Raw genomic sequence first — 21,835 nt, 5'->3', positions numbered from 1 at the left:
ACCGGTTCGGGCGGCCGCCGGGCGTTACCAATAGACGTGGCGTAAATTACTGGCGAGTAAATCCACTGTGGAAGGGCAGCGATGCGAGAGTTCGAAGTCCCGGCTACCTACACCATCCCCGAGTACGCCAACATGTCGGACGGCGCGTTCAGGCATGCTGAGAAGACCCCTGACCTGGTCGTCTTCAATACCCCGGATGGCAAGGGCGGCTGGAACGACGTCACGGCAACCGAGTTCGCCGCGACCGTGACCGGTGTGGCCAAGGGACTCGTGGCCGCGGGCATCGAACTGGGCGACCGGGTCGGCATCATGGCCGCCACCTCCTACGAGTGGGTCGTGCTGGACTTCGCCATCTGGGCGGCCGGCGGCTGCACCGTGGCGATCTACGACAGCTCCTCCGCCGAGCAGGCCCGCTGGATCCTGGCCGACTCCGCCACCAAGCTGGTCGTCGTCCAGAACGACAAGCACCGCGCCACCATCGCGGAAATCGAAGGCGGACTGGATGATCTGGGCGAGGTGCTCCAGATCGACAAGGACGCCGTCGCCGAGCTCACCGCGCGCGGCTCCGACCTCGACGACAGTGTGGTCCACGACCGCCGCGCCCAGGTGAAGTCCTCCGCCCCGGCCACGCTCATCTACACCTCGGGCACCACCGGCCGCCCCAAGGGCGTCATGCTCTCGCACTCCAACCTGTATGCCGAGTCGGCCGCGGACCGCTCCGCCATGAGCGAATTCCTGCAGCCCGGACGCAAGTCCCTGCTGTTCCTGCCGCTGGCCCACATTTTCGCGCGGGCCGTCGCACTGGCCGCGTTCGATGCCGGTGTCACCACCGCGCATTCGGCCGACTGGTCCACGCTGGTGGATCAATTCGGTAAGTACAAGCCGGATTTCATTCTCGCCGTGCCGCGCGTGTTCGAGAAGGTCTTCAATGGCGCGAAGCAGAAGGCGCACGACGGCGGCAAGGGCAAGATCTTCGACTACGCCACCGATATCGCCATCCAGTACAGCCAGGCCATGCAGAACGGCGGCCCGGGACTGCTGCTCAAGTTGCAGCACACCGTGTTCGACAAGCTGGTGTTCAGCAAGCTGCGTGAGGCCATGGGCGGCCAGTGCGCCTCCGCGGTCTCCGGCGGCGGCCCTCTCGGCGCGCGCCTGGGCCACTACTTCCGCGGCGCGGGCGTCACCATCTACGAGGGCTACGGCCTGACCGAGTCCACCGCGGCCGTCAGCGTCAACACCCCCAAGCACATCAAGGTCGGCACCGTCGGCCAGCCGCTGCCGGGCCACGGCGCGAAGGTCGCAGACGACGGCGAGCTGCTGATCCGCGGTCCCGTGGTGTTCTCCGGCTACTGGAACAACCCGGACGCCTCCGCCGACGCCTTCGCCGAGGACGGCTGGTTCAAGACCGGTGACCTGGGCGCGCTCGACGAGAACGGCTTCATCTCGATCACCGGCCGCAAGAAGGAAATCATCGTCACCGCCGGCGGCAAGAACGTCTCCCCGACCCAGCTCGAGGATTCGCTCAACCAGAACGCCCTGATCGGCCAGACCATGGTGGTCGGCGACGGCGAACCCTTCATCGCCGCCCTGGTCACCCTCGACGCGGAAGCGCTGCCGGGTTGGAAGACCCGCCACAATATCCCCGCCGACACCCCGATCGAGCACCTCATCGAGAACCCGGCCCTGGTCGCCGAGATCAATGACGCGGTCGCGGCCACCAATAAGCTGGTCTCCCACGCCGAGGCGATCAAGAAGATCCGCATCCTCCCGGTCGAATGGTCCCAAGACGGCGGCGAGCTGACCCCGAAGATGTCGCTCAAGCGCAATGTGGTCATGAAGAAGTACGAGGCCGACGTGGCAGCCATCTACTCCTGATCGGAGTAAACCCGCTGAATGGCGCTGCCGGTGGATTTTCCACCGGCAGCGCCTTTTTGTGTGCGCCGATGATTTTCCGGGGCGGGGGTCGTCCTAATCTGTGGGTGGCTTGTTGCGCCCGTAGGTCCAATCGATCGAGGAGGCAAACCCATGGCCAATGTGAATCCGTATCTGCTGTTCAATGGCAATGCTGAGGAGGCGTTCGTCTTTTATCAATCCGTGCTTGGCGGTGAGCTGATGCTCGTCCGGTTCGGGGAGATGGGGGATGGCGGGGATCTGCCCGAGGGGGTGTCGAAGCTGATCGCCCATGCCGCGCTGCCGCTGGGGGACAGCATCCTCATGGCGTCCGACTGCCCACCGGATCGGGCTGCCGATCGCACTGATAATCCGCCGTTCACTGTGAGCCTGGATCTGGACAGCACTGCCGAGGTCGAGCGGATCTTCGAGCAACTCGCGGCCGGTGGCAAGGTGTCCATGCCGGTGGGCAAGACCGAGTGGGCCGAGGCATTCGCCATGGTCACCGATAAGTTCGGGGTGCCGTGGATGATCGGGTATTCGCTGCCTCGCTAGCTCGTCACCGTTCTGTCATTTCTCGATCCGGTACACGGTCCGATTCGCGCAGTAGGGTCGGATCGTGGCTGGTCGAGGAGTACGGATAGCTAGTGGAATCGCGGCTGCCGGGATCGTTCTCGGCGTCGCCGAAGTGGTGGGGGTGCTGGTCAGTCCGGACAGCACGCCCTTGCAGGCGGTCGGCGCGTGGGTGGTGGACCATACGCCGGACAGTGTGCGCGAATCGGTGATCAATACCGTCGGCACCAATGACAAACTGCTGCTTTTCCTTTCCATGGGGGTCGCGGCCGTACTGCTGGCCGCGCTGGCCGGACTCATCGAACGTGTGCAGCGCCCGCTCGGCTCGGCGCTGTTCGCCGCTTTCGGCCTGATCGCCACCCTCGCCGCCCTGACCCGGCCGCACGCGGCATGGACCTGGGCCTTCCCGTCCATCATCGGCGCGGTCGCGGGAATCCTGGTGCTGCGCAGCCTGATTCAACGCATTGCGAACTTCGACGAACTGGCCGCCGCGCCAACCGAGCCGGAAACCCCTGCGGCGCAGCCGAATACATCGCAGGATCTGACCTTCGAGCGACGGCAGGTGGTCCGGGCGATTGCCGTCACGGGCGCGGTGGCCGCGGGTGCGGGCCTGGTGGGCCGCTGGTTCGGGTTGCGCTCCCGAGATGTGTCGGGGGAGCGCGCGGAGGTGCAGCTGCCCTCGCCGTCCGGACCCGCCACGGTGGTCGAACCGGGTGCGGACTTGCAGATCTCCGGGCTCAGTTCCTATGTCACGTCGAATTCCAGCTTCTACCGGATCGACACCGCGCTGACCGTCCCGCAGGTCAGCAAGGAGGACTGGTCGCTGCGCATTCACGGCATGGTGGACAACGAAATCCACTTGAACTACGCCGATTTGGCGAATCGCACGCCGGTCGAACGCCTCGTCACCCTGACCTGTGTGTCGAATCCGGTGGGCGGCGAGCTGATCGGCAACGCCCGCTGGCTGGGCTATCGGCTCGATGAGCTGCTCGCCGAGGCGGGTCCGCACGCCGACGCCGATATGGTGCTCTCCCGCAGCATCGACGGCTTCACCGCGGGCAGCCCCCTCGCGACCCTCACCGACGGCCGCGACGCCCTGCTGGCGGTGGGCATGAACGGTGAACCGCTGCCGACCGCGCACGGCTATCCGGTGCGGCTGGTGGTGCCCGGACTGTACGGCTACGTCTCCGCCACCAAGTGGGTGACCGAGATCGAGGTTACGAGATTCGATCGCGCCGAAGCGTATTGGACCAAGCGCGGCTGGTCGGCATACGGCCCGATCAAGACCGGCTGCCGCATCGACACGCCGCGCGGCGGCACGCTCACCGCCGGAAAGGTCACCATCGCCGGGGTTGCGTGGGCCCAGCATCGCGGTATCCGCGGCGTCGAGGTGCACATCGACAATGGCGACTGGAAACCCGCCCGCCTCGCCGCCGAACCATCGGTGGACACCTGGCGGCAGTGGGTTTTCGATTGGGACACCGCGACTTCCGGCCCGCACACCCTCTGGGCGCGGGCCACCGACGGTGCGGGGGAGACCCAGACCGACGTCCGGCAGGGCGAGATTCCCGATGGCGCGACCGGATACCCCGCGCGCACGGTGCACGTCGGCTGATCGCTCGCCGTCGCGCGTTTCCCGGAGTGGCGAAAATGCCGAACGGCCTTTTTCTCTGGGCGCGCGGTTTACGATCGGCGGCGGCCGTCGTCGCCCAATCATAGGGAGCGCGCATGACCGGAGTATTGGAATGGGCGCGGGCGGAAAACCTGCAACCCGAACCGATCACCCTCGATATCTGGAAGAAGCTCCCCCGCGACTTCTGCCGCCTGGTCGAAGTGGTGAACGGCGATGTCGTGCGCGCCGAGGCCCCACCTCAACCGCACCGCAACGCCGCCCGCCGCATCGCCTCCATGGTCGAGAACGCGGCCGAAACCCATATGGCCCGCTACAACGACGGCTGGCTATACGTCGGGATCGACCAGGACGTCCTGCTCTGGGAGACCCCGCGAGTCACGGTCCGCCGCCCCGATGTCGCGCTGTTCACCTGTGCGCCCAATGATGTCGGCCCGCTCGCGGCGTCGCGGGTGAAGATCGCCATCGAGGTGGTCTCACCGATCACCGAACGGGTCGACACCACCGACAAACAAGCGGAATACGCTCTCGCGGGCATCCCCTGGTACTGGCTCGTCTATATGGACCGAGATCGTGTGAGCGCCATCCAAACTCACGTCCTCGTCCTCGGCCACTACCGGCCGCATCGGCGGATCACGCCCACCATCGGTGAAACCATGCTGGATATGCCGATCGAGATCCGCATCGACTGGACCCGGCTCTTCGCCCTCGTCTTCTGAGCGGACCTCTTCTGAGTGAACGACGATGCCCGCCCGGAGTTGATCCGGGCGGGCATCGAATTCACTGACCGTGCAGGCCGATTCAGCCCGCGACATCCACCTTGGGTGGGGTCGCAGTCTTGCCTCCGGCGGAGGCGGTGTGCCCGATGAACAGCGCGGACGCCACCACGCCGATCAGCAGGATCCCCGCCGGGAGATACATGGACTGGCTCAGCGCCGTGCTCATCTTCTCCAGGATCGGGCCCTTGACCTCCGGCGGCAGATGCGACAGACCGCCGCCGCCCATGCCCTCACCGATCGGTCCGCTGCCCAGGTTCTGCGCCGAGATGCGGGCCGCCAGCAGTGCGCTCACACCGGCCGAACCGAGCACCGAACCCACCTGGCGAGTGGTGTTGTAGATGCCCGCGCCCGCACCCGCCAGCTGCACCGGGAGGTTATGGGTGGCAATGCTCGCCAGGGGTGCCCAGATGCAGGCATTGGAGATACCGGCGATGCCACCGAGAACCAGGTAGACCGGGATCGAGGAATCCGGCTTCATCAGCACGGCGAACCCGAAGATGGTCGCCGCGAAGCCCGCGAAACCGATGGTCGGGATGACGCGCGGCGTCACCTTGTCCGACACCTTGCCGATGACCGGCGCGAACACACCGGTCAGGATGGCCATCGGCGCGAGCACCAGGGCCGAGCGGGTCGGCGACATGTCGCGGACCTGCTGCAGGTAGAAGTAGAACGGCACGAAGGTGGCGGTCACCGCCGCGCCCATGGCGGCGATGGCCAGGTTCGAGAGCGCGAAATTGCGATCCTTGAACAGGCTCAACGGCACCAGCGGCTCACCGGTATTACGCGACTGGTTGACCACGAACAGCCCCATCACCACGACGCCCGTGATGATCATCGTCCAGATCCAGGCGTTCCAGTGGTGGGTATTGCCCTCCTGGATGCCGAACACCAGCAGGAACAGGCCGATCGCGCTGAGCGCCACGCCCACGAAATCGAACTTGTGCTCATGGGTTTCGAGCGCGGGCACCAGCCACACCGCCAGCGCGAACGCGACAATGCCGATCGGCACGTTCACGTAGAAGATCCACTGCCAGCCCTGCCAGTCGACCAGCACGCCGCCCAGGATCGGGCCGATCAGGGTCGCGAGACCGGCGACGCCGCCCCACAGGCCCATGGCCGCGCCGCGCTTGTCCGGCGGGAAGGTGCGGGTGATGACGGCCATGGTCTGCGGCGTCATGAGCGCCGCGCCCAGGCCCTGCACGGCGCGGGCCGCGATCAGCATGTCGACGCTCGTGGACTTCGCGCACCACAGCGAGGCGAGGGTGAAGACCGCCAGGCCGATCAGATAGATGTTCTTGGGGCCGAAGCGATCTCCGAGCCGCCCGGTGACGAGCAGCGGCACCGCGTAGGCGAGCAGATAGGCGCTGGTGACCCAGATGACCTTGGTGATATCGGCATTCAGGTCCTGCATGATCGCCGGATTGGCCACCGCGACGATGGTCATGTCCAGCAGGATCATGAAGAACCCGACCACCAGCGCGTATAGCGCCAGCCACGGATTGCGTTGAGTGGACATGGATTCGAGTTCCTAACTGAGGTTTATGGAAGGATTCGGACCGCCCCGGCGCACCGCGGCGAGGTCTTCCTCGGTGAGACCCGCGCCCCAGTCGTGGCCCAGGGTCTTGGCGTGATGGCTGGTGCGCTCGCCGGTGCAGGAGTCGTAGGTCTCCCACTCCAGTTCGCCGCTGGTCAGCTCGTCGATGACCGTGCGCAGCCATTTCGCCTCGGTGGCGGTCTGCGCGGCGACATAGTCGATGACCATCCAGAACCGTCGCGGCACCTGCCGCTTCTCGGCCCATTCGCGTAATGCGTCGTACTCGGTGAGCTGTGCGTCGAGCCAGGTGATGCGTTCACCGAGAAGAGTGATCACCTCGTCCACAGGCAGATTGTGCGCCTCGGCCATGGCCACCGGGAAGATCGGGTACTCCTTCACGGGCTTGCGCAGGATTTCCGAGATGCGACCACGCAATGCCTCGCGACCAGCGCTTTTGATCCGGTAGGTGGTCCGTTCCGGCCGGTTACCGGCCCGATCGGTGCCTTCGGCGACCACCAGTTCCTGCTCCGCGAGGCGTGCCACCGTGTGGTACAGCGACCCCGGCTTGATCTTCAGCAGCTCGTCCTCATGCCGATTCATGAGCAGCTGATACATCTCGTACGGGTGCATGGGGTTTTCCTCGAGCAGTGCGAGCACCGCCACCGCCAAGGGCGTGAGCGCTGGTACCGCCTGCTTCCTGGTCACTGCCGCCTCCGTTCCGCCCGGCGAGTTCCGACGCTACGCGCCCTCGCCGACATCCTCCGTACCAAATATTCCACGTGGAATATACGGCGCGAAACAGCTCGGCCGCAACCCCGACGGGGGCTGCGGCCGAGCTGTGAGTTCCCCGGGCCGGTTCGCCGGTCAGCGGGCTCCGCGCACCAGCGCGCCCGGCCGGGCGCCGGTGTCCTCGCCATCGCGTAGCACCACCTGACCGGCCACGATGGTCGCCCGATAACCGTCGGCGCGTTGCAGTAGCCGCCGCGCGCCGCCGGGCAGGTCGTAGGCCATGGCGGGCGGGCGCAATTGCAGGTTCTCGAAGTCGATCACATTCAGATCGGCCTTCTTGCCGACCGCGATCACGCCGCGGTCGGTGAGCCCGTACATATCGGCGGTGTCCTTGGTCATCTTGCGAATGGCCGTCGGCAGTGGAATGCGTTCGCCGCGTGCACGATCGCGCGCCCAATGGGTGAGCAGGAAGGTGGTGTTGGAGGCATCGCAGATCGCGCCCACATGCGCGCCGCCATCACCGAGACCGACCGCGGTCGCCGGATGTAGCAGCATCTCCCGGATCGGGTCGTGGGTGAAGCCGGAGTAATTGAGCAGCGGACGGAAGAACAGCGCGCGTCCCTCCCGCGACAGCAGCAGATCGTAGAGGTAGTCGAAGGGTTCGCGGCCCGCGCGCTCGGCCTCGTGCGCCAGGCTGCTCACCGGATCGGGCTCGTACTGCGGCGGATCCCCGAGATTGAAGGTGCGATCCAGGCCGAGGCTGATGAACGCCATCGGATTGTCCGGTGCGTCCGCCTCGGTGAGAATCGTGTTGCGCAGCTGCGGATCTCGCAGCAGGGTGACCAGCGCGCCCAGATCTCCGCCCGCCTGCTCGGCGGCCGCCGTGTACGCGGGCCGGAACGAGAACGGATTGAATGTCTGCAAGCCGATCAGCAGGCCCAGTGGCCGGGACGAAACCTGCGGCCGCAGTGGAACTCCCGATTCGAAGACCTTTCCGGCCGCATCCAGCAGCCGCTTCCAGTCATCTGGTGCGCCATCATGTTGCAGCAGGCCGAAACTCACGGTCCGCCCGGTGAGTTCGGCCAGCCGCACCATCCAATCCAATTCGCGATCGGGTGCGGCCAGATCCTCGCCCATGATTCCGGCCGGAGCCAACTCGAACACCCCGGTCCCGGCCGCCGCCAGGGCCTTGCCGATGCCGAACAACTCGTCCTCGGCGGCGAAGGTGCCCGGCACGGGTTCCCCGTCGATGGCCCGGTGCACGATGGTCCGTGAGGTCGAGAACCCCAGCGCCCCAGCCTCTATGCCCTCGCGCACCAGCTTGGCCATCATGTCGATGTCCTCGCCCGAGGCGGCCTCGTTCTTCGCCCCGCGCTCGCCCATCACATAGGCCCGCACCGCGCCGTGCGGCACCTGTGTGCCTACGTCGATGGCCAGGGGTAGCTTGTCGATGGCGTCCAGGTACTGCGGAAACGACTGCCACGCCCACTGGATTCCGGCCGAAAGCGCCGCTCCCGGAATGTCTTCCACACCCTCCATGAGCCCGATCAGCCACTCCCGCTTGGCCTCGGTGACCGGCGCGAACCCAACCCCGCAATTGCCCATGACGACGGTGGTGACCCCGTGCCAGCAGCTCGGGGTGAGCATGGGATCCCAGGTGATCTGCCCGTCGTAATGCGTGTGGATATCCACGAATCCGGGTGTGACGATCAAGCCGGTCGCGTCGATGACGTTCTCGGCCTCGGCCCCCGCGAGCTCGCCCGGTCCGGCAATGACGCTGATCCGGCCCCCGCTGACGCCGATATCGGCCCGGAACGGTTCCCCGCCCGTCCCGTCCACAATGGTCCCCTGGGTAATGACGAGTTCATAGCTCATGGCGAGTCCTAGCTGACCTATACGTAGCTGACGTGCCGTATGCTAACTGGACACTCCGTCAGTGAATGGTCGATTCGCCGGACCCCGGAAGAATTCCGGTATCAGGCCACGGGTTTCGGGTCCGCCTCCGCCTCGTCCTCATCGAAGACGCCCGCCCAGCGCTCCGGTTCGGGCAGATATTCGCCCACCGGCGTGGCTTCGGCGGCCTCGAGCAGCCCGTGCCCCTCGTGCATCAGCGCCGCGTGCTCCTGCCAGCGCGGGCGGATCCAGCGGGAATCATTATTGGCGCAGTCGATTCCGACGTTCTCGCAGCTGATCAACTCGAATCTCAGATCACGGCACAGACGCCGCCCGTGCTCGTCCATCGGTTCCTGAAGCGCATTCAGCAATTCCCGAGCGGTCGCCCGCATACGGCGTTGCGTCCGGTAGAACCCTCGCCGGTGTGCGTGCGGTGCAACCATACTCAGGCAGATCACCGCAACGATCACACCGATCAGCGTCTCCGCGAACCGATCCCGGATCATCGACCCCGCCGATCCGCCAACCGCGCCCGCACCGCCGGTCAACAGTGCCACCGGCGTCATGAAGAGCACGGCCAGAGCGTAATTCGCGGCAATGAACAGTTCGATCGCGAACATCAAGGCTGCCACCACCGCGATCAGCGCGTACCCGGACGGCGACAACTGATAGATGCCCGCGAACAGCAGCAGACCAGCCGTGGTTCCCGCGAACCGCTGAAGGGCGCGGACCCGCCCGCCGGTGAGATGCGGTCCCTGCGACAGCACGACCAGTGCACTGATCACCGCCCAGTGCGGCCGGAACCAGTGCAGTGACGCCGCGATCCCGCCCGCGACCGCACAGGCGACGCCGACCCGCGCGGCCGTCGTGACGGCATGGGTATTCGGTGACCAGGAGCGCCGCAGCCGATACGCCGCACTCGGCTGAGCGGGCGGTCGCGTCCAGTCACCCCACCGCCGATCGATCCCCACGCTGGCCAGCGTCACGACCAGCGCCCCGGCCAGGCCGATCGCCGCGCTTCCGACGATCGTCGCGGCGGCCACCCCGCCCTCGGCGGCGACCATGGCCCCCGCGCAGGTCAGCACGAAGAACAACGCGCCCGGCGGTCCCGGCCGCAAGGCATTCACCACATAGACGGCCACCACGGCGACCGCTGTCAGCGCCCCCACCGTGACCGCCGGTGCGGCCGCGTGCCCGGCAACGGCCCGCCCGAGCAATGCGCCGAGGCTCGTGCACAGCAGCAGCCCCAGCCCGGCCGCGCCCGCCGACCGCAGTCGCGTCCGCGCGGGCCGCCCGTCGGCGTACATCACCGCGAACGCGCCGAACGCCGTCAACAGCGCCCACGGCGCATGCCCGGTCGCCACCAAGAGTGTCGCGGGTATCCCCAACGCCGCCGCCGACCGCACCCCCGGCCCCCACCGATGCCCGATCGGCGGCAGCGCGAACAACAGCGTGCGCAGCCGGGTCGTCGTCGGCAGCTGAGGCGAATGCGGAACCGAAGTCATCCCACCATTGCAGCATCCACCCGGCCACCGACAATCAGCGCATGAGTCACGCCTGCTCCGCGCTGGATAGCCTGGGCGGGTGACCACCACTTCACCCGTCCCGCCCGCAGGTGCCGCCGGGCTGCTCGAACGGATCGTTCGCCGACCGCGACCCTGGGTCACCGCCACGGTTTTCGCGGTTACCGCCGCGACCGGCATCGCGCAGCTCGTGGACTCCGCACTGCTCGACGAGTTCCGTCGTGACCCGGCGAAGATCGATGACGGGCAGTGGTGGCGACTGGGTTCGGCAATGTTCTTTCAGGACGGCTGGACTCGCGGGCTGATCTTCAACCTGCTGATTCTGGCGTTCTTCGGCATTGTCGCCGAGCGAGCATTCGGCCGAACCCGTTGGCTCCTACTGTATTTCGGCTGCGGTCTGTTCGGTCAGACCATGAGCTACCTGTGGCTGCGGTCGACCGGAGCGGGCAATTCGATGTGCGTGGCCGGGCTCATCGGCGCGCTCACCGTCGTCGCCCTCGTGTGGCCTGACCGTCTGCCCGCATTCCGTCCACCCAGGCTCGCCCTTCTGGCGGTCCCCGTCTTGGCCGTGGTCGATACCGTCGTCCGCGACAACCACGGTCTCCCACTGCTTCTCGGGATGGTCGCCGGATTCGTGCTCCTGCCCCGGGACCATGCTCAGCTCGCGGGGAAGTGACGGGTCAGGAATTCGGCGAATACGTGTCGGGAGATCTGGGTGCCCCAGTCGCCCCACGTGAAGTCGTAGACGTGTTCGCCGTAAGGGATCAGTAGCAGGTCGTGGTCGATGGCGGTCGCGGCGAGTTTCTCTGCGAGGGTGATGGATTGGGCCTCGGGCACCACGTGGTCGCGGGTGCCGTGCATGAGGAGGGTGGGTGGGAGACCGGGGCGGACGTAGGTGATCGGTGAGGCCGCGGCGTAGCGGTCGGGGTATTGGTCGGGGGTACCGCCGATGTAGTTCTGGACGTCATCGCGGATGCCGGTGAGCAGTAATGGATCTCGCCATGCGGCGGCGAGGTCGGTGGCAGGGTAGAACGCGGCCACGGCGCGCACGGAGGTATCGGTGACCGCACAGCTCGGGGAGATTCGCTCATCGGAGTACGCGCCCATGAGGGCCAGGTTGCCGCCCGCGGAACCGCCCGCGAGCATCACGCGATCCGGATCGATCGAGTACTGCTGCGCATGCTGCTTCACCCAGCCGACGGCGCACTTCACATCGGCGGGAGCCTGATCCCAGCGCGGCGGCGGAGTCATGCGGTATTCGATGGCGAACACGGCATATCCCTTGTCGTTCAACCACTCATGCCATTTCGGCGCTTCGCCGCGATTGCCTTCCGCCCAGCCGCCGCCGTGCACCCACACCACCGCCGGGCGGGGCCGCGCCGGTGTTCCGGACGGGAGTTTGACGTCCAGCAGCAGATCCGTGCCATCAATCGTGTTGTAGGCGGTGCTGAGTCGCTCGACCGGGCTGCCGGTATTCGAGCGGCCGGTGAAGTAATCGACGATAGACAGGCTCGCCCCATTGCGGTGCGCCTCCCGCCACGACGCCACCACGGGCACGCACGCCACCACCATCCCCGCCACGCACAGCAATGCGATCCCGGCCGCCGTCCACCGCAGCGCCTGCCCCGCCCGCATCCGCGCCAGCCCGGTCAATCCGATGCCGACGAGCCCAAGCGGGATCAGATACAGCCCGTAATTGCTGACCACATAAGAGAATCGGACAAACCACGCAGGTAGGTCGAATCGCACAATCACCACCGTGCACGCCATCATCACCGCAGCGATCACGGCCGCCAATACGGCGAACACCCAGCGAATGATCATGCGCACATCCAACACTCGCACCCGCATCCCCGCCCTGCGGCACGCCGAACCACTCAACCGATGGTGATCGCCTGCGTGATGTCATCCGATGGCAGCGGCCCCTCGACGAAGGCATTCACCCAGAGCCCGTTCATGGTGATATCACCCCCATGATTGACCAGGAACGCGATATCCGACGCATCCCGCCCCGTGGCGATCCGCACCACACTGGACCGCGGAGCCAGCCGAGCCGGGTCGAACGCCCGCCAGGCATCCCCGGTGTACACCTCGACAATGGAATGGAAATCCATTGGGACACAACCGGGTGCATACACAGCGGTCATCCGCGCGGGCAGCCCCACCGCCCGCATCAGCGCCACAGTCAAATGCGAGTAATCCCGGCACACCCCCGCCCCCGACAACAACGTCTCCACCGCCCCATCGATCGGCGCACTACTCCCCGGCAAATACCGAATCCGCCGCCCCACCCACGCCGCGATCCGCCCAGGAAGCTCCGGATCGCTTATATCGCACCCGAACTCGGCCCCCGCGAACGCGAGCAACCTATCCGACTCGGCATACCGGCTGGGCCGCAAATAAACGACCCGGTCATACTCCGAAGCCCCCTCCGCCTGCGCCACCCCGAGCACGGTGGCGCTGTACTCCACCCGCAAAGTTCCGGCCCCGCAATCCAATACGTGAATCCGAGTGTGATGCGGCCCCGTCACCTCCCGCGCCTGCACCCGCCACCCGTCCAGCCAGAAATCCATTCGCTCGATCACCTCGAGCCCCGCCTGCCGGGTAACGGCGATCTGAAATTCGAGAACGGTTGCAGCATGAACCCGAACATCGAGCCGCGCGGAAACTTCCCGCTTCACCCCTCCATCCTCCCAGCCCCACCCCTCCCGCGCCGCATGTCCCCAACTCGGTCACCAGCCCGTTATAGGATCGGGGCGTCGTTGTCGGCTGGGCGAGGAGCGCATCATGTCCGAAGTGCTCGATTGGGCGCGGGAGGAGAACCTTCAGCCTGCGCCGATCACGGTCGACATCTGGAAAAAGCTGCCGGAAGAGTTCTGTCGGTTGGTCGAGGTGGTGAACGGTGAGGCTGTGCGCGCCGAGTCTCCCTCGCGGCAGCACCAGAAGGCGGCCCGGCGGATCGCCGACTTGATCGAAACAGCGGCCGAACTCCATATGGGTCGCTACAACGACGGATGCCTGGACATCGACACCGATTTCGATGTGCTGCTGTGGGAGTTGCCGAGAGCGACCATCCGGCGGCCCGACGTGGCCCTGTTCGATTGTGCTCCATCGGAGCTGCGACCGCTGCCCGCATCGAAGGTCAAACTGGTTGTGGAGATCATCTCGCCAGGCACCGAACGTGTCGACACCGCTGACAAACTCGCTGAATACGCGCTTGCCGGAATCCCCTGGTACTGGATCGTGTACGTCGTCGACAACGATGTTGCCGCAATCGAAACCTATGTGCTCGACCATGTTCTCAACCAATACCGGCCACATCAGAAGCTGGAGCGCTCCGACGAGATCACTCCCGTCGACCTGCCGATAGCGATCAAAGTGGACTGGAAGCGACTGACGCAGCTCGCCCGCTGACCGAGCCGGACTGCGCACGCAGTTCCCCGTCCGTCAGGAAGGGGTTGTGGCTCAACTCTTTCAACCTGGCCAGGCCGGTCTGCTGCCGTTCGATCTGTTCGGTGTCGGGCACTGAGGCGTCTGGCACTCTCCCAAGATACGGCGCAGGGCCGGACCTCGGGATGAGGTCCGGCCCTGCGGGGCGAGCGGGAAGGCTTACGCGGTGGGGGCGAAAGCTTCCTGGATGATCTCGGCCTGCTCCACGGCGTGCACCTTGGACGAACCCGAGGACGGGGCCGACATGGCGCGACGGGAGATGCGGCGCAGCTTGCCGAAGCGAGCGGGCAGGATCTCCGGGAGGTTGAGGCCGAAGAAGGGCCAGGCGCCCTGGTTGGCGGGTTCTTCCTGAACCCAGACCAGATCGGTGGCGTTGGCGTAGCCCTCCAGGGCCTCGTTGAGGCGGAACTTCGGGATCGGGTACAGCTGCTCGGTGCGCACGATGGCGACATCCTCGCGGTTGTTCTTCTGCTTCTCCGCGACCAGCTCGTAGTAGATCTTGCCGGAGGTCAGCAGGACCCGCTTCACCTTGGAACGGTCACCGTCGCCGGACTCGTAGGTGGGCTCCTCGAGCACGGTGCGGAACTTGTTGTCGGTGAAGTCCTCCACGTCCGAGACCACAGCCTTGTTGCGCAGCATGGACTTCGGGGTGAACACGACCAGCGGGCGGCGGATGCCGTCCAGGGCGTGGCGGCGCAGCAGGTGGAAGTAGTTCGACGGGGTGGACGGAACCGCCACCGTCATCGAACCCTCGGCACACAGCTGCAGGAAGCGCTCGATACGGCCGGAGGTGTGGTCCGGCCCCTGGCCCTCGTGGCCGTGCGGCAGCATGAGGACGACCTCGGAGAGCTGACCCCACTTGGCCTCACCGGAGGAGATGAACTCGTCGATGATGGTCTGCGCGCCATTGACGAAGTCACCGAACTGCGCCTCCCACAACACGAGTGCGTCCGGGTTGCCCAGCGAGTAGCCGTACTCGAAGCCGACGGCCGCGTACTCCGACAGCGCCGAATCGTGCACCGCGAACCAGCCCGGGTTCTTGGAACCGATGTTGTGTAGCGGGGTGTACTCGCCACCGGTCTTGCGGTCGATGATGACCGAGTGCCGCTGCGAGAAGGTGCCGCGACGCGAATCCTGACCGGTGAGACGGACCGCGCGGCCCTCGTCGATCAGGGTGCCGAAGGCGAGCAACTCGGCCATGGCCCAGTCGATCTTGCCCTCGTACGCCATCTCGCGGCGCTTCTCCATGACCGGTTTGACGCGCGGATGCACGCTGAAGCCCTCGGGCGGGCTCACGAACGCATCGCCGATGCGCTGCAGCACCGTCTTGTCCACGGCCGTCACGACCGAGGTCGGCATCTTCTGCTCGTCCTCGACCGACTCCGACGGCTCCGGAACGTACTTCTCCAGTTCGCGGACCTCGTTGAACACGCGCTCCAGCTGACCCTGGTAGTCACGCAGCGCGTCTTCGGCTTCCTTCATGGAGATGTCGCCACGACCGATCAGGCTCTCGGTGTAGGCCTTTCGCACCGAGCGCTTGGTGTCGATCACGTCGTACATTTCCGGCTGCGTCATCGAGGGGTCGTCGCCCTCATTGTGACCGCGGCGGCGGTAGCAGATCATGTCGATGACGACGTCCTTGGAGAACTTCTGGCGGTAGTCGACCGCCAGCTTCGCCACCCACACACACGCTTCCGGATCGTCACCGTTCACGTGGAAGACCGGTGCGCCGATGAACTTCGCGATATCCGTGGAGTATTCGGTGGAACGCGAGTACTCGGGCGCGGTGGTGAACCCGATCTGGTTGTTCACCACGATGTGCACGGTGCCACCGGTGCGGTAGCCGCGCAGACCCGAAAGGTTCAGCGTCTCAGCCACAACGCCCTGACCCGCGAACGCCGCGTCACCATGCAGCATCAGCGGCACGACCGAGAACGACCGCGCCTCTTCGCCCTTGGTGACCAGGTCTTCCTTGGTCAGCAGATCCTGCTTGGCGCGAACCAGACCCTCGAGCACCGGGTCGACCGCTTCCAGATGCGACGGGTTGGCGGTCAGCGACACCTGAATGTCGTTGTCGCCGAACATCTGGATGTAGGTGCCCTGCGCGCCCAGGTGGTACTTCACGTCACCCGAGCCGTGCGTGGCGGCCGGGTTCATATTGCCTTCGAACTCGGTGAAGATCTTCGAGTACGGCTTGCCGACAATGTTCGCGAGCACATTCAGGCGGCCACGGTGCGGCATGCCGATGACGACCTCGTCGAGCGCGTGCTCGGCACACTGGTCGATCACCGCGTCCATCATCGGGATGACGGCTTCCGCGCCCTCGAGCGAGAAGCGCTTCTGGCCGACGTACTTGGTCGCCAGGAAGGTCTCGAACGCCTCGGCCGCGTTCAACCGGGACAGAATGTACTTCTGTTCGGCCACAGTCGGTTTGGCGTGCTTCTGCTCGACCCGATCCTGAATCCACTGCAGCTGCTCGGGATCCAGAATGTGGGTGTACTCCACACCCACGTGGCGACAGTAGGCGTCGCGCAGCACCGACAGCACGTCGCGCAGCTTCATGCGCTCTTCGCCGTGGAAGCCCGCGACATTGAATTCGCGGTCCAGGTCCCACAGGGTGAGGCCGTGCTGGGTGACATCCAGGTCCGGATGCGAACGGAACTTGTCCTTCACCAGCCGCAGCGGATCGGTGTCGGCCATGAGGTGGCCGCGGCTGCGGTAGGCGTTGATCATCTCCTGGACGCGGGTCGACTTGTCGATACCGCGTTCCTTGATGTCCTTGCGCCAGCGCACCGGCTCGTAGGGGACACCCATGCCGTGGAAGATCTCGTCGTAGAAACCGTCCGAGATCAGCAGGTTGTGCACGGTCCGCAGGAAGTCACCGGACTCCGCACCCTGAATGATGCGGTGGTCGTAGGTGGACGTCAGCGTCATGAGCTTGCCGATGCCGATCTCGGCCAGCTGCTCATCGCCCATGCCCTGGAACTCGGCCGGGTACTCCATCGCGCCCGCACCGATGATCGCGCCCTGTCCCGGCATGAGCCGCGGCACCGAATGATTGGTGCCGATGGTGCCGGGGTTGGTCAGCGAAATGGTGACGCCGGTGAAGTCCTCGACGCCCAGCTTGCCGTCGCGAGCGCGCCGGACGATGTCCTCGTACGCGGTGTGGAACTGCGCGAAGGTCATGTCTTCGGTGTTCTTGATGGCCGCCACAACCAGCGTGCGGTTGCCGTCCTTGCCGGGCAGGTCGATGGCCAGGCCCAGGTTGGTGTGCGCGGGGGTGACCGCGTTCGGCTTCCCGTCGATCTCGGCGAAGTGCCGGTTCATGTTCGGGAAGGCCTTGACGCCCTGCACGATGGCGTAACCCAGCAGGTGGGTGAAGGAGATCTTGCCACCGCGGGTACGGGCCAGATGGTTATTGATGACCAGCCGGTTGTCGATCATCAGCTTCGCCGGGAAGGCGCGCACGCTGGTCGCGGTCGGGATGGTCAGTGACGCCGACATGTTCTTGACCACGGCCGCGGCCGGCCCGCGTAGCACCTTCGACTCGTCCGACGCGACCGGCTTCGGGCCACCCGAGGTGGGGGCCGCATTGGAAGCCGGGGCGGGAGTCGTCTGCGGAGCACGCACCTGAGCGGGCGCCGGTGCCGGGGCGGGCGCGGCGGCGACAGGAGCGGGCTGCGGAGCGACGGAAGCCGGGGCGGCAGGCGCGACCGAGTCATTGACCGAAGCTGCGGCAGGCGGAGCGGCGGCGGCCGGAGCGGGGGTGGTGGCCGGCTGGCTGTTGTTGCCGGTATCGCCGGTGGTTTCCGGCGTGTAGTCGGCGAGGAACTCGTGCCAGCTCTCATCGACCGACGACGGGTCTTGCTTGTACTTTTGGTACATCTCGTCGACGAGCCACTGGTTCTGTCCGAACTGGGATGTTGAGCTGCTCACAGCAGGTGTTCGCCTCATTTCGTTCTTCGCGCTGCGACGTTTGTGACGTGCCCGGCACGGGTAATCGGCTGATGCGCGCCGATGCGCCCCCACTGAGGATATGCCCATCCAAGTTTGCCGACGGGCATGGCTACCACCGAGTGGACACACCTTCTCGTGACGACTCGTCCTCGACCGAGAATATTCCTTCCGTTGCCCGTGCCGCAGCCCACAGTCGCGAGTACGTGCCGTTCGCGGAAAGAAGTTCTTCATGCGAGCCGATTTCGGCGATTCTTCCGTGCTCCACGACCGCGATCCGATCGGCCTGCGCGGCCGTCGCCAAACGGTGCGCGACAATCACCGCGGTCCGTCCCCGCGTCACCGATTCGTTCGCTACCAGCACCGATGCCTCGGCCTGCGGGTCCAGCACCGCGGTCGCCTCATCCAGCAGCAGCAGATCCGGGTGGACCAGTTCGGCACGGGCCAGGGCGATCAGCTGACGCTGGCCCGCGGACAGCCCGCGACCGCGTTCGCCGACCGGTTGCCGCATTCGATGGGGCAGCGCATTGATGGTTTCCAGTGCTCCGACCGCCGCGGCCGCCGCCTCGATCTCCGCGGATGTCGCAAAAGGTTTGCCAAATGCAATGTTGCTGGCAATGTCTCCTGTGAATAAGTGAGCTTCCTGAGGCACAACTCCCAGGCGGGAGCGGAAGTCGGTGAGCTTGTAGTCGCGGATATCGACGCCGTCGACCCGGACCGAACCGGTGCTCGCGGGGAAATCGCCGGGGGCGTGCGGCTGGACGGATTCGACACCGACCGGCACAACGTGATTCGTGTCACCCGGCACAAATTCGGCTCCCGCCGAACCGGATTCGAGAGGTAGATCGCGTTCCAGTCGAGGCATGTCGTAGAGCCGCGCCAGCAGTTTGACGATGGTCGACTTGCCCGCGCCGGTCGCACCGACCAGAGCCAGACTCGACCCGGCCGGGATGTGCAGGCTCACACCGTCCAGTGCGGGGCGGGCCGCGCCCGGGTACCGGAAGCGCACATCGTCGAAGTCGATATCGCCGCGCAGCCGTCCCTCGATGGCCACCGCATCCGCCGGATCGGGGCTGATGGAGGACGGGGTGCGCAGCAGGTCCCCGATGCGCCGCAATCCGACCACCGCCTGCTGATAACCGTCGAACAACTGCGACAACTGCATGATCGGGCCGAACAGCAATTGCAGGTACAGCACGAACGCGACCAGCGTGCCCGGCGTGGTCGAGCCGTTCGCGACCGCCCACGCACCGGTGAACACCACCGTCGCCAGCGCCAGATCGGCCCACATGCCGACGAAGGCGAAGAAGGTCGCGATGGCTCGCTGCGCCCGCATGCGGCTGACCCGGAAGTTGTCCGAGTATCCGGCGAACCGGTGCGCCGAGACCGCCTCATGCCGATTGGCCTGCACCACACGCAGACCCGCCACATTCTCGGCGAAGTCCGCGTTCACGGTCGACGCGTCCTCGCGTGCGGCGGTGTAGGCGGCGTCCGAGAACTTGCGGAAGAACCAGGTGGCCACCGCCAGCACCGGCAGGGTCGCCAGGACCACCAGCGCCAGCTGCGCGTCGATCACCAAGAGCGCCACCGCGATTCCGGCCACGGTCAGCAGCGCCACCAGCGCATCCGGCAGCCCGGTCTGCATGAAGGTGGACAGCGCGTCGATATCCGTGGTCATTCGCGTCATGATGCGGCCGGACAGTTCCCGCTCGTAGAAGTCCAGGCCGAGTCGCTGCAAATGCGCGTAACTGCGCACCCGCAGCCCGTACAGCACGCGCTCTCCGGCGCGATTGCTCCACAGCACCGAGCCCGCCGCGACCAGCCAGCCGATGCCGACCAGGAGCGCGCCGATCACGGTGGCGCGCACCAGCGCCCAGCCGTCATGGCGCGTGACGCCCGCGTCGATCGCATACCGCACGATCGACGGGAACCCCACGCTCACCACGGCATTCGCGGCCAGCAGGACCATGGTTCCGGCCACCAGCCAGCGCACCAGCCGCAGCGCCCGCCGCAATCGGAATCCCGGATCGGGCTCGCGCAACTCGGCGTAGTCCAGCTCGGGTTCCTCGATGGCGGGAGGCAGCTTTCCTAGTACGCGCCGAACCTCTTGCGGCGTATCCCGATCCACCTCATCGGCCGGGTCCGGCAGGGCGGTGTGGTCGGATTCGGTGGAATCGGGTGCGGGGAGGCGGATTACGCGGTCGGCGTGCGCGAGGGTGGATTCGCGGTGGGCCAGGATGAGGGTGGTGCGGCCGGTGCCGGTGGGGAGGGCCCGGAAGATCTCGGCCTCGGTGACGGCGTCCACCGCGGAGGTGGCGTCGTCCAGGACGAGGATGCGGGGGTCGGCCAGGAAGGCGCGGGCCAGGGCGATGCGCTGGCGTTGTCCGCCGGAGAGAGTGAGGCCGCGTTCGCCGACCACCGTGTCGTAGCCGTCGGGGAGGGCGTCGATGAAGTCCTCGGCCGCGGCCTGTTTCGCGGCGGCGCGGATCTCAGCCTCGGTCGCGTCGGGGCGGGCCAGGGCGATATTGGCGGAGATGGTGTCGGACAGCAGGAAGGCCTCGTCGAACACCACCGCGATGGCCGCACGCAGGTCCGATGCGCGCAGATCCGCGATATCGGCGTGGGAGTCGTTGCCGAACAGGCTGATCCGGCCCGACTCGGGGGCGTAGAAGCGGGGGAGCAGCAGGGACAGGGTGGATTTCCCGGATCCGGCGGGGCCGATGATCGCGACCGTCTCGCCGGGGGCGATGGTCAGGTCGAAGTCGTGCAGGATCGGGCGGCCGGGTTCGAAACCGTAGGTGAGGCGGTCGATTTCGATGCCGAGCGGACCGGCGGGGAGATCCACCGGATGCGCCGGATCGATGTGCTCGGGCGCGCTGTCGATGACCTGGTGCACGCGTTCGGCGGCGGCGCGGGTCAGCTGGGCCATGACGATCACATAGGACACGATGCGAGTGGAGTTGGTCATGGTGCTGACGTAGGCGGTGAAGGCCAGGAAGGTGCCGAGCCCGATGGTGCCGTGCAGGGCCAGCGCACCGCCCGCCGCGATGACCGCGACCAGTCCGGCCTGCGGGACCGACGAGAGCGTCGGGGTGAAGCGGGCGTCGATGCGGGCCGCGCGCATGCGTTCCGCGAAGAGCTTGCGGCCCTGCCGTTCCAGCAGGTCCACCATGCGGGCTTCCTGCCCGAAGCCCTTCACCACGCGCACACCGGTGACGGTCTCCTCGACATGCTGGGCCAGGTCGGCGGCCCGCTGCTGCGCCGACCAGGTGGCCGCGTACAGCCGCGGCCGCACCCGATAGACCACCAGGGCCAGCACCGGCACCACCAGCAGCGCGGCCAGGGCCAAGGGCGGGGAGAGCCACAGCATGACGCCCGCGGCCAGCACGAACTGCAGGGCCGCGACCAGCGACCACGGGCCCATGGACAGCAGTCCCTGCACCAGGGTCAGATCGCTGATGGAGCGGGAGATGACCTGGCCGGTGCGCAGGGCGTCCTGGCCGTGGCCGTCCAGTCTTTGCAGCGAATCGAGCAGGTCCAGGCGGAGTTCGTGCTGCACTTCCAGGGCGAGCTTGCCCGCCAGCATGCGGCGGGTGAAGGAGGCGATGGCCCGGCCGACGGCGATCAGCGCCAGCAGTCCGGCCATGGTGGCGATGATTCCGGTGTTCCCGGCGGTGGCGCCATCGAGGGCCTTCTTGGCCAGCAGCGGCCCGGTCACCTCGACGATCGCGCCGAGTACCACCGCCGAGCCGATTCCGGCCAGCATGCGCGGGTGCTCGCGGCACCGCTCCCACAACCGGCGAATCCAGCCGGGCGTCACCCTGTCCTGCGCAGGAACAGTCTCTGCCCGCCCCGTCATCGCCTCACCCACCTCGCTCGC

Annotated in this window: 14 protein-coding genes; 6 read left to right on the top strand and 8 right to left on the bottom strand. The window is 66.6% G+C overall.

Going from position 1 to position 21,835, the window contains the following annotated elements:
- Window positions 1-81 precede the first annotated feature (81 nt).
- The 4 genes from AB0N05_RS00445 to AB0N05_RS00430 all read left to right on the top strand — a co-directional run bounded on the left by AB0N05_RS00445 (window position 82) and on the right by AB0N05_RS00430 (window position 4,812).
- Window positions 82-1,875, top strand: coding sequence for a long-chain fatty acid--CoA ligase (locus AB0N05_RS00445; protein ID WP_364685429.1), 1,794 nt, complete (start codon window positions 82-84; stop codon window positions 1,873-1,875).
- 150 nt (window positions 1,876-2,025) lie between these two features.
- Entirely contained in the window at window positions 2,026-2,445 is a 420-nt protein-coding gene (locus AB0N05_RS00440) for a VOC family protein (RefSeq protein ID WP_364685426.1), read from the top strand.
- A gap of 64 nt (window positions 2,446-2,509) precedes the next feature.
- Window positions 2,510-4,078, top strand: a complete 1,569-nt coding sequence (locus tag AB0N05_RS00435) for a molybdopterin-dependent oxidoreductase (protein WP_364685423.1) — start codon at window positions 2,510-2,512, stop codon at window positions 4,076-4,078.
- A gap of 113 nt (window positions 4,079-4,191) precedes the next feature.
- Window positions 4,192-4,812: a Uma2 family endonuclease gene (locus AB0N05_RS00430; protein WP_364685420.1), complete on the top strand. Its 621-nt coding sequence runs from the start codon at window positions 4,192-4,194 to the stop codon at window positions 4,810-4,812.
- A gap of 82 nt (window positions 4,813-4,894) precedes the next feature.
- Here the strand turns inward: AB0N05_RS00430 and AB0N05_RS00425 are convergent, their stop codons facing one another.
- The 4 genes from AB0N05_RS00425 to AB0N05_RS00410 all read right to left on the bottom strand — a co-directional run bounded on the left by AB0N05_RS00425 (window position 4,895) and on the right by AB0N05_RS00410 (window position 10,533).
- A complete protein-coding gene (locus tag AB0N05_RS00425; protein ID WP_364685417.1) occupies window positions 4,895-6,388 on the bottom strand; it encodes a DHA2 family efflux MFS transporter permease subunit in 1,494 nt (497 codons plus the stop codon).
- A 12-nt stretch (window positions 6,389-6,400) separates the two neighbouring features.
- Window positions 6,401-7,111, bottom strand: a complete 711-nt coding sequence (locus tag AB0N05_RS00420; protein WP_364685414.1) for a PadR family transcriptional regulator — start codon at window positions 7,109-7,111, stop codon at window positions 6,401-6,403.
- A 159-nt stretch (window positions 7,112-7,270) separates the two neighbouring features.
- Window positions 7,271-9,010, bottom strand: a complete 1,740-nt coding sequence (locus tag AB0N05_RS00415) for an amidohydrolase family protein (RefSeq protein ID WP_364685411.1) — start codon at window positions 9,008-9,010, stop codon at window positions 7,271-7,273.
- A 101-nt stretch (window positions 9,011-9,111) separates the two neighbouring features.
- Complete coding sequence (locus AB0N05_RS00410; protein WP_364685407.1) at window positions 9,112-10,533, bottom strand: FUSC family protein; 1,422 nt, start codon at window positions 10,531-10,533, stop codon at window positions 9,112-9,114.
- A 79-nt stretch (window positions 10,534-10,612) separates the two neighbouring features.
- Here AB0N05_RS00410 and AB0N05_RS00405 point away from each other — a divergent pair, with 79 nt between their 5' ends.
- Window positions 10,613-11,227 (top strand): rhomboid family intramembrane serine protease, encoded by a 615-nt coding sequence (locus tag AB0N05_RS00405; protein WP_364685404.1) that lies wholly within the window; start codon window positions 10,613-10,615, stop codon window positions 11,225-11,227.
- On the opposite strand, the gene AB0N05_RS00400 is transcribed toward AB0N05_RS00405, so the two are convergent.
- Together AB0N05_RS00400 and AB0N05_RS00395 are read right to left on the bottom strand one after the other, a co-directional pair.
- Window positions 11,209-12,396, bottom strand: a complete 1,188-nt coding sequence (locus AB0N05_RS00400; protein WP_364685401.1) for an alpha/beta hydrolase — start codon at window positions 12,394-12,396, stop codon at window positions 11,209-11,211. The two genes, AB0N05_RS00405 and AB0N05_RS00400, sit on opposite strands and share 19 nt — an antisense overlap.
- 32 nt (window positions 12,397-12,428) lie before the next feature.
- Window positions 12,429-13,232 (bottom strand): transglutaminase family protein, encoded by an 804-nt coding sequence (locus tag AB0N05_RS00395; RefSeq protein ID WP_364685398.1) that lies wholly within the window; start codon window positions 13,230-13,232, stop codon window positions 12,429-12,431.
- A 106-nt stretch (window positions 13,233-13,338) separates the two neighbouring features.
- Between AB0N05_RS00395 and AB0N05_RS00390 the strand changes: the two genes are divergently transcribed.
- Entirely contained in the window at window positions 13,339-13,965 is a 627-nt protein-coding gene (locus AB0N05_RS00390; protein ID WP_364685393.1) for a Uma2 family endonuclease, read from the top strand.
- Between the two features lie 195 nt (window positions 13,966-14,160).
- Here AB0N05_RS00390 and AB0N05_RS00385 read toward each other — a convergent pair whose 3' ends face one another.
- Both AB0N05_RS00385 and AB0N05_RS00380 read right to left on the bottom strand, forming a co-directional pair.
- Complete coding sequence (locus AB0N05_RS00385; RefSeq protein ID WP_364685390.1) at window positions 14,161-17,955, bottom strand: multifunctional oxoglutarate decarboxylase/oxoglutarate dehydrogenase thiamine pyrophosphate-binding subunit/dihydrolipoyllysine-residue succinyltransferase subunit; 3,795 nt, start codon at window positions 17,953-17,955, stop codon at window positions 14,161-14,163.
- A 112-nt stretch (window positions 17,956-18,067) separates the two neighbouring features.
- Window positions 18,068-21,814 carry an ABC transporter ATP-binding protein gene (locus AB0N05_RS00380; RefSeq protein WP_364687390.1) on the bottom strand — a complete coding sequence of 1,249 codons (3,747 nt, stop codon included), beginning with the start codon at window positions 21,812-21,814 and terminating at the stop codon, window positions 18,068-18,070.
- Between the last annotated feature and the right edge of the window lie 21 nt (window positions 21,815-21,835).

Source organism: Nocardia sp. NPDC051030 (genome assembly GCF_040683015.1).
Classification (GTDB): Bacteria; Actinomycetota; Actinomycetes; order Mycobacteriales; family Mycobacteriaceae; genus Nocardia.
Note: the sequence above shows the minus strand (reverse complement) of the source record. Positions and strands in the feature narration are given on the sequence as shown.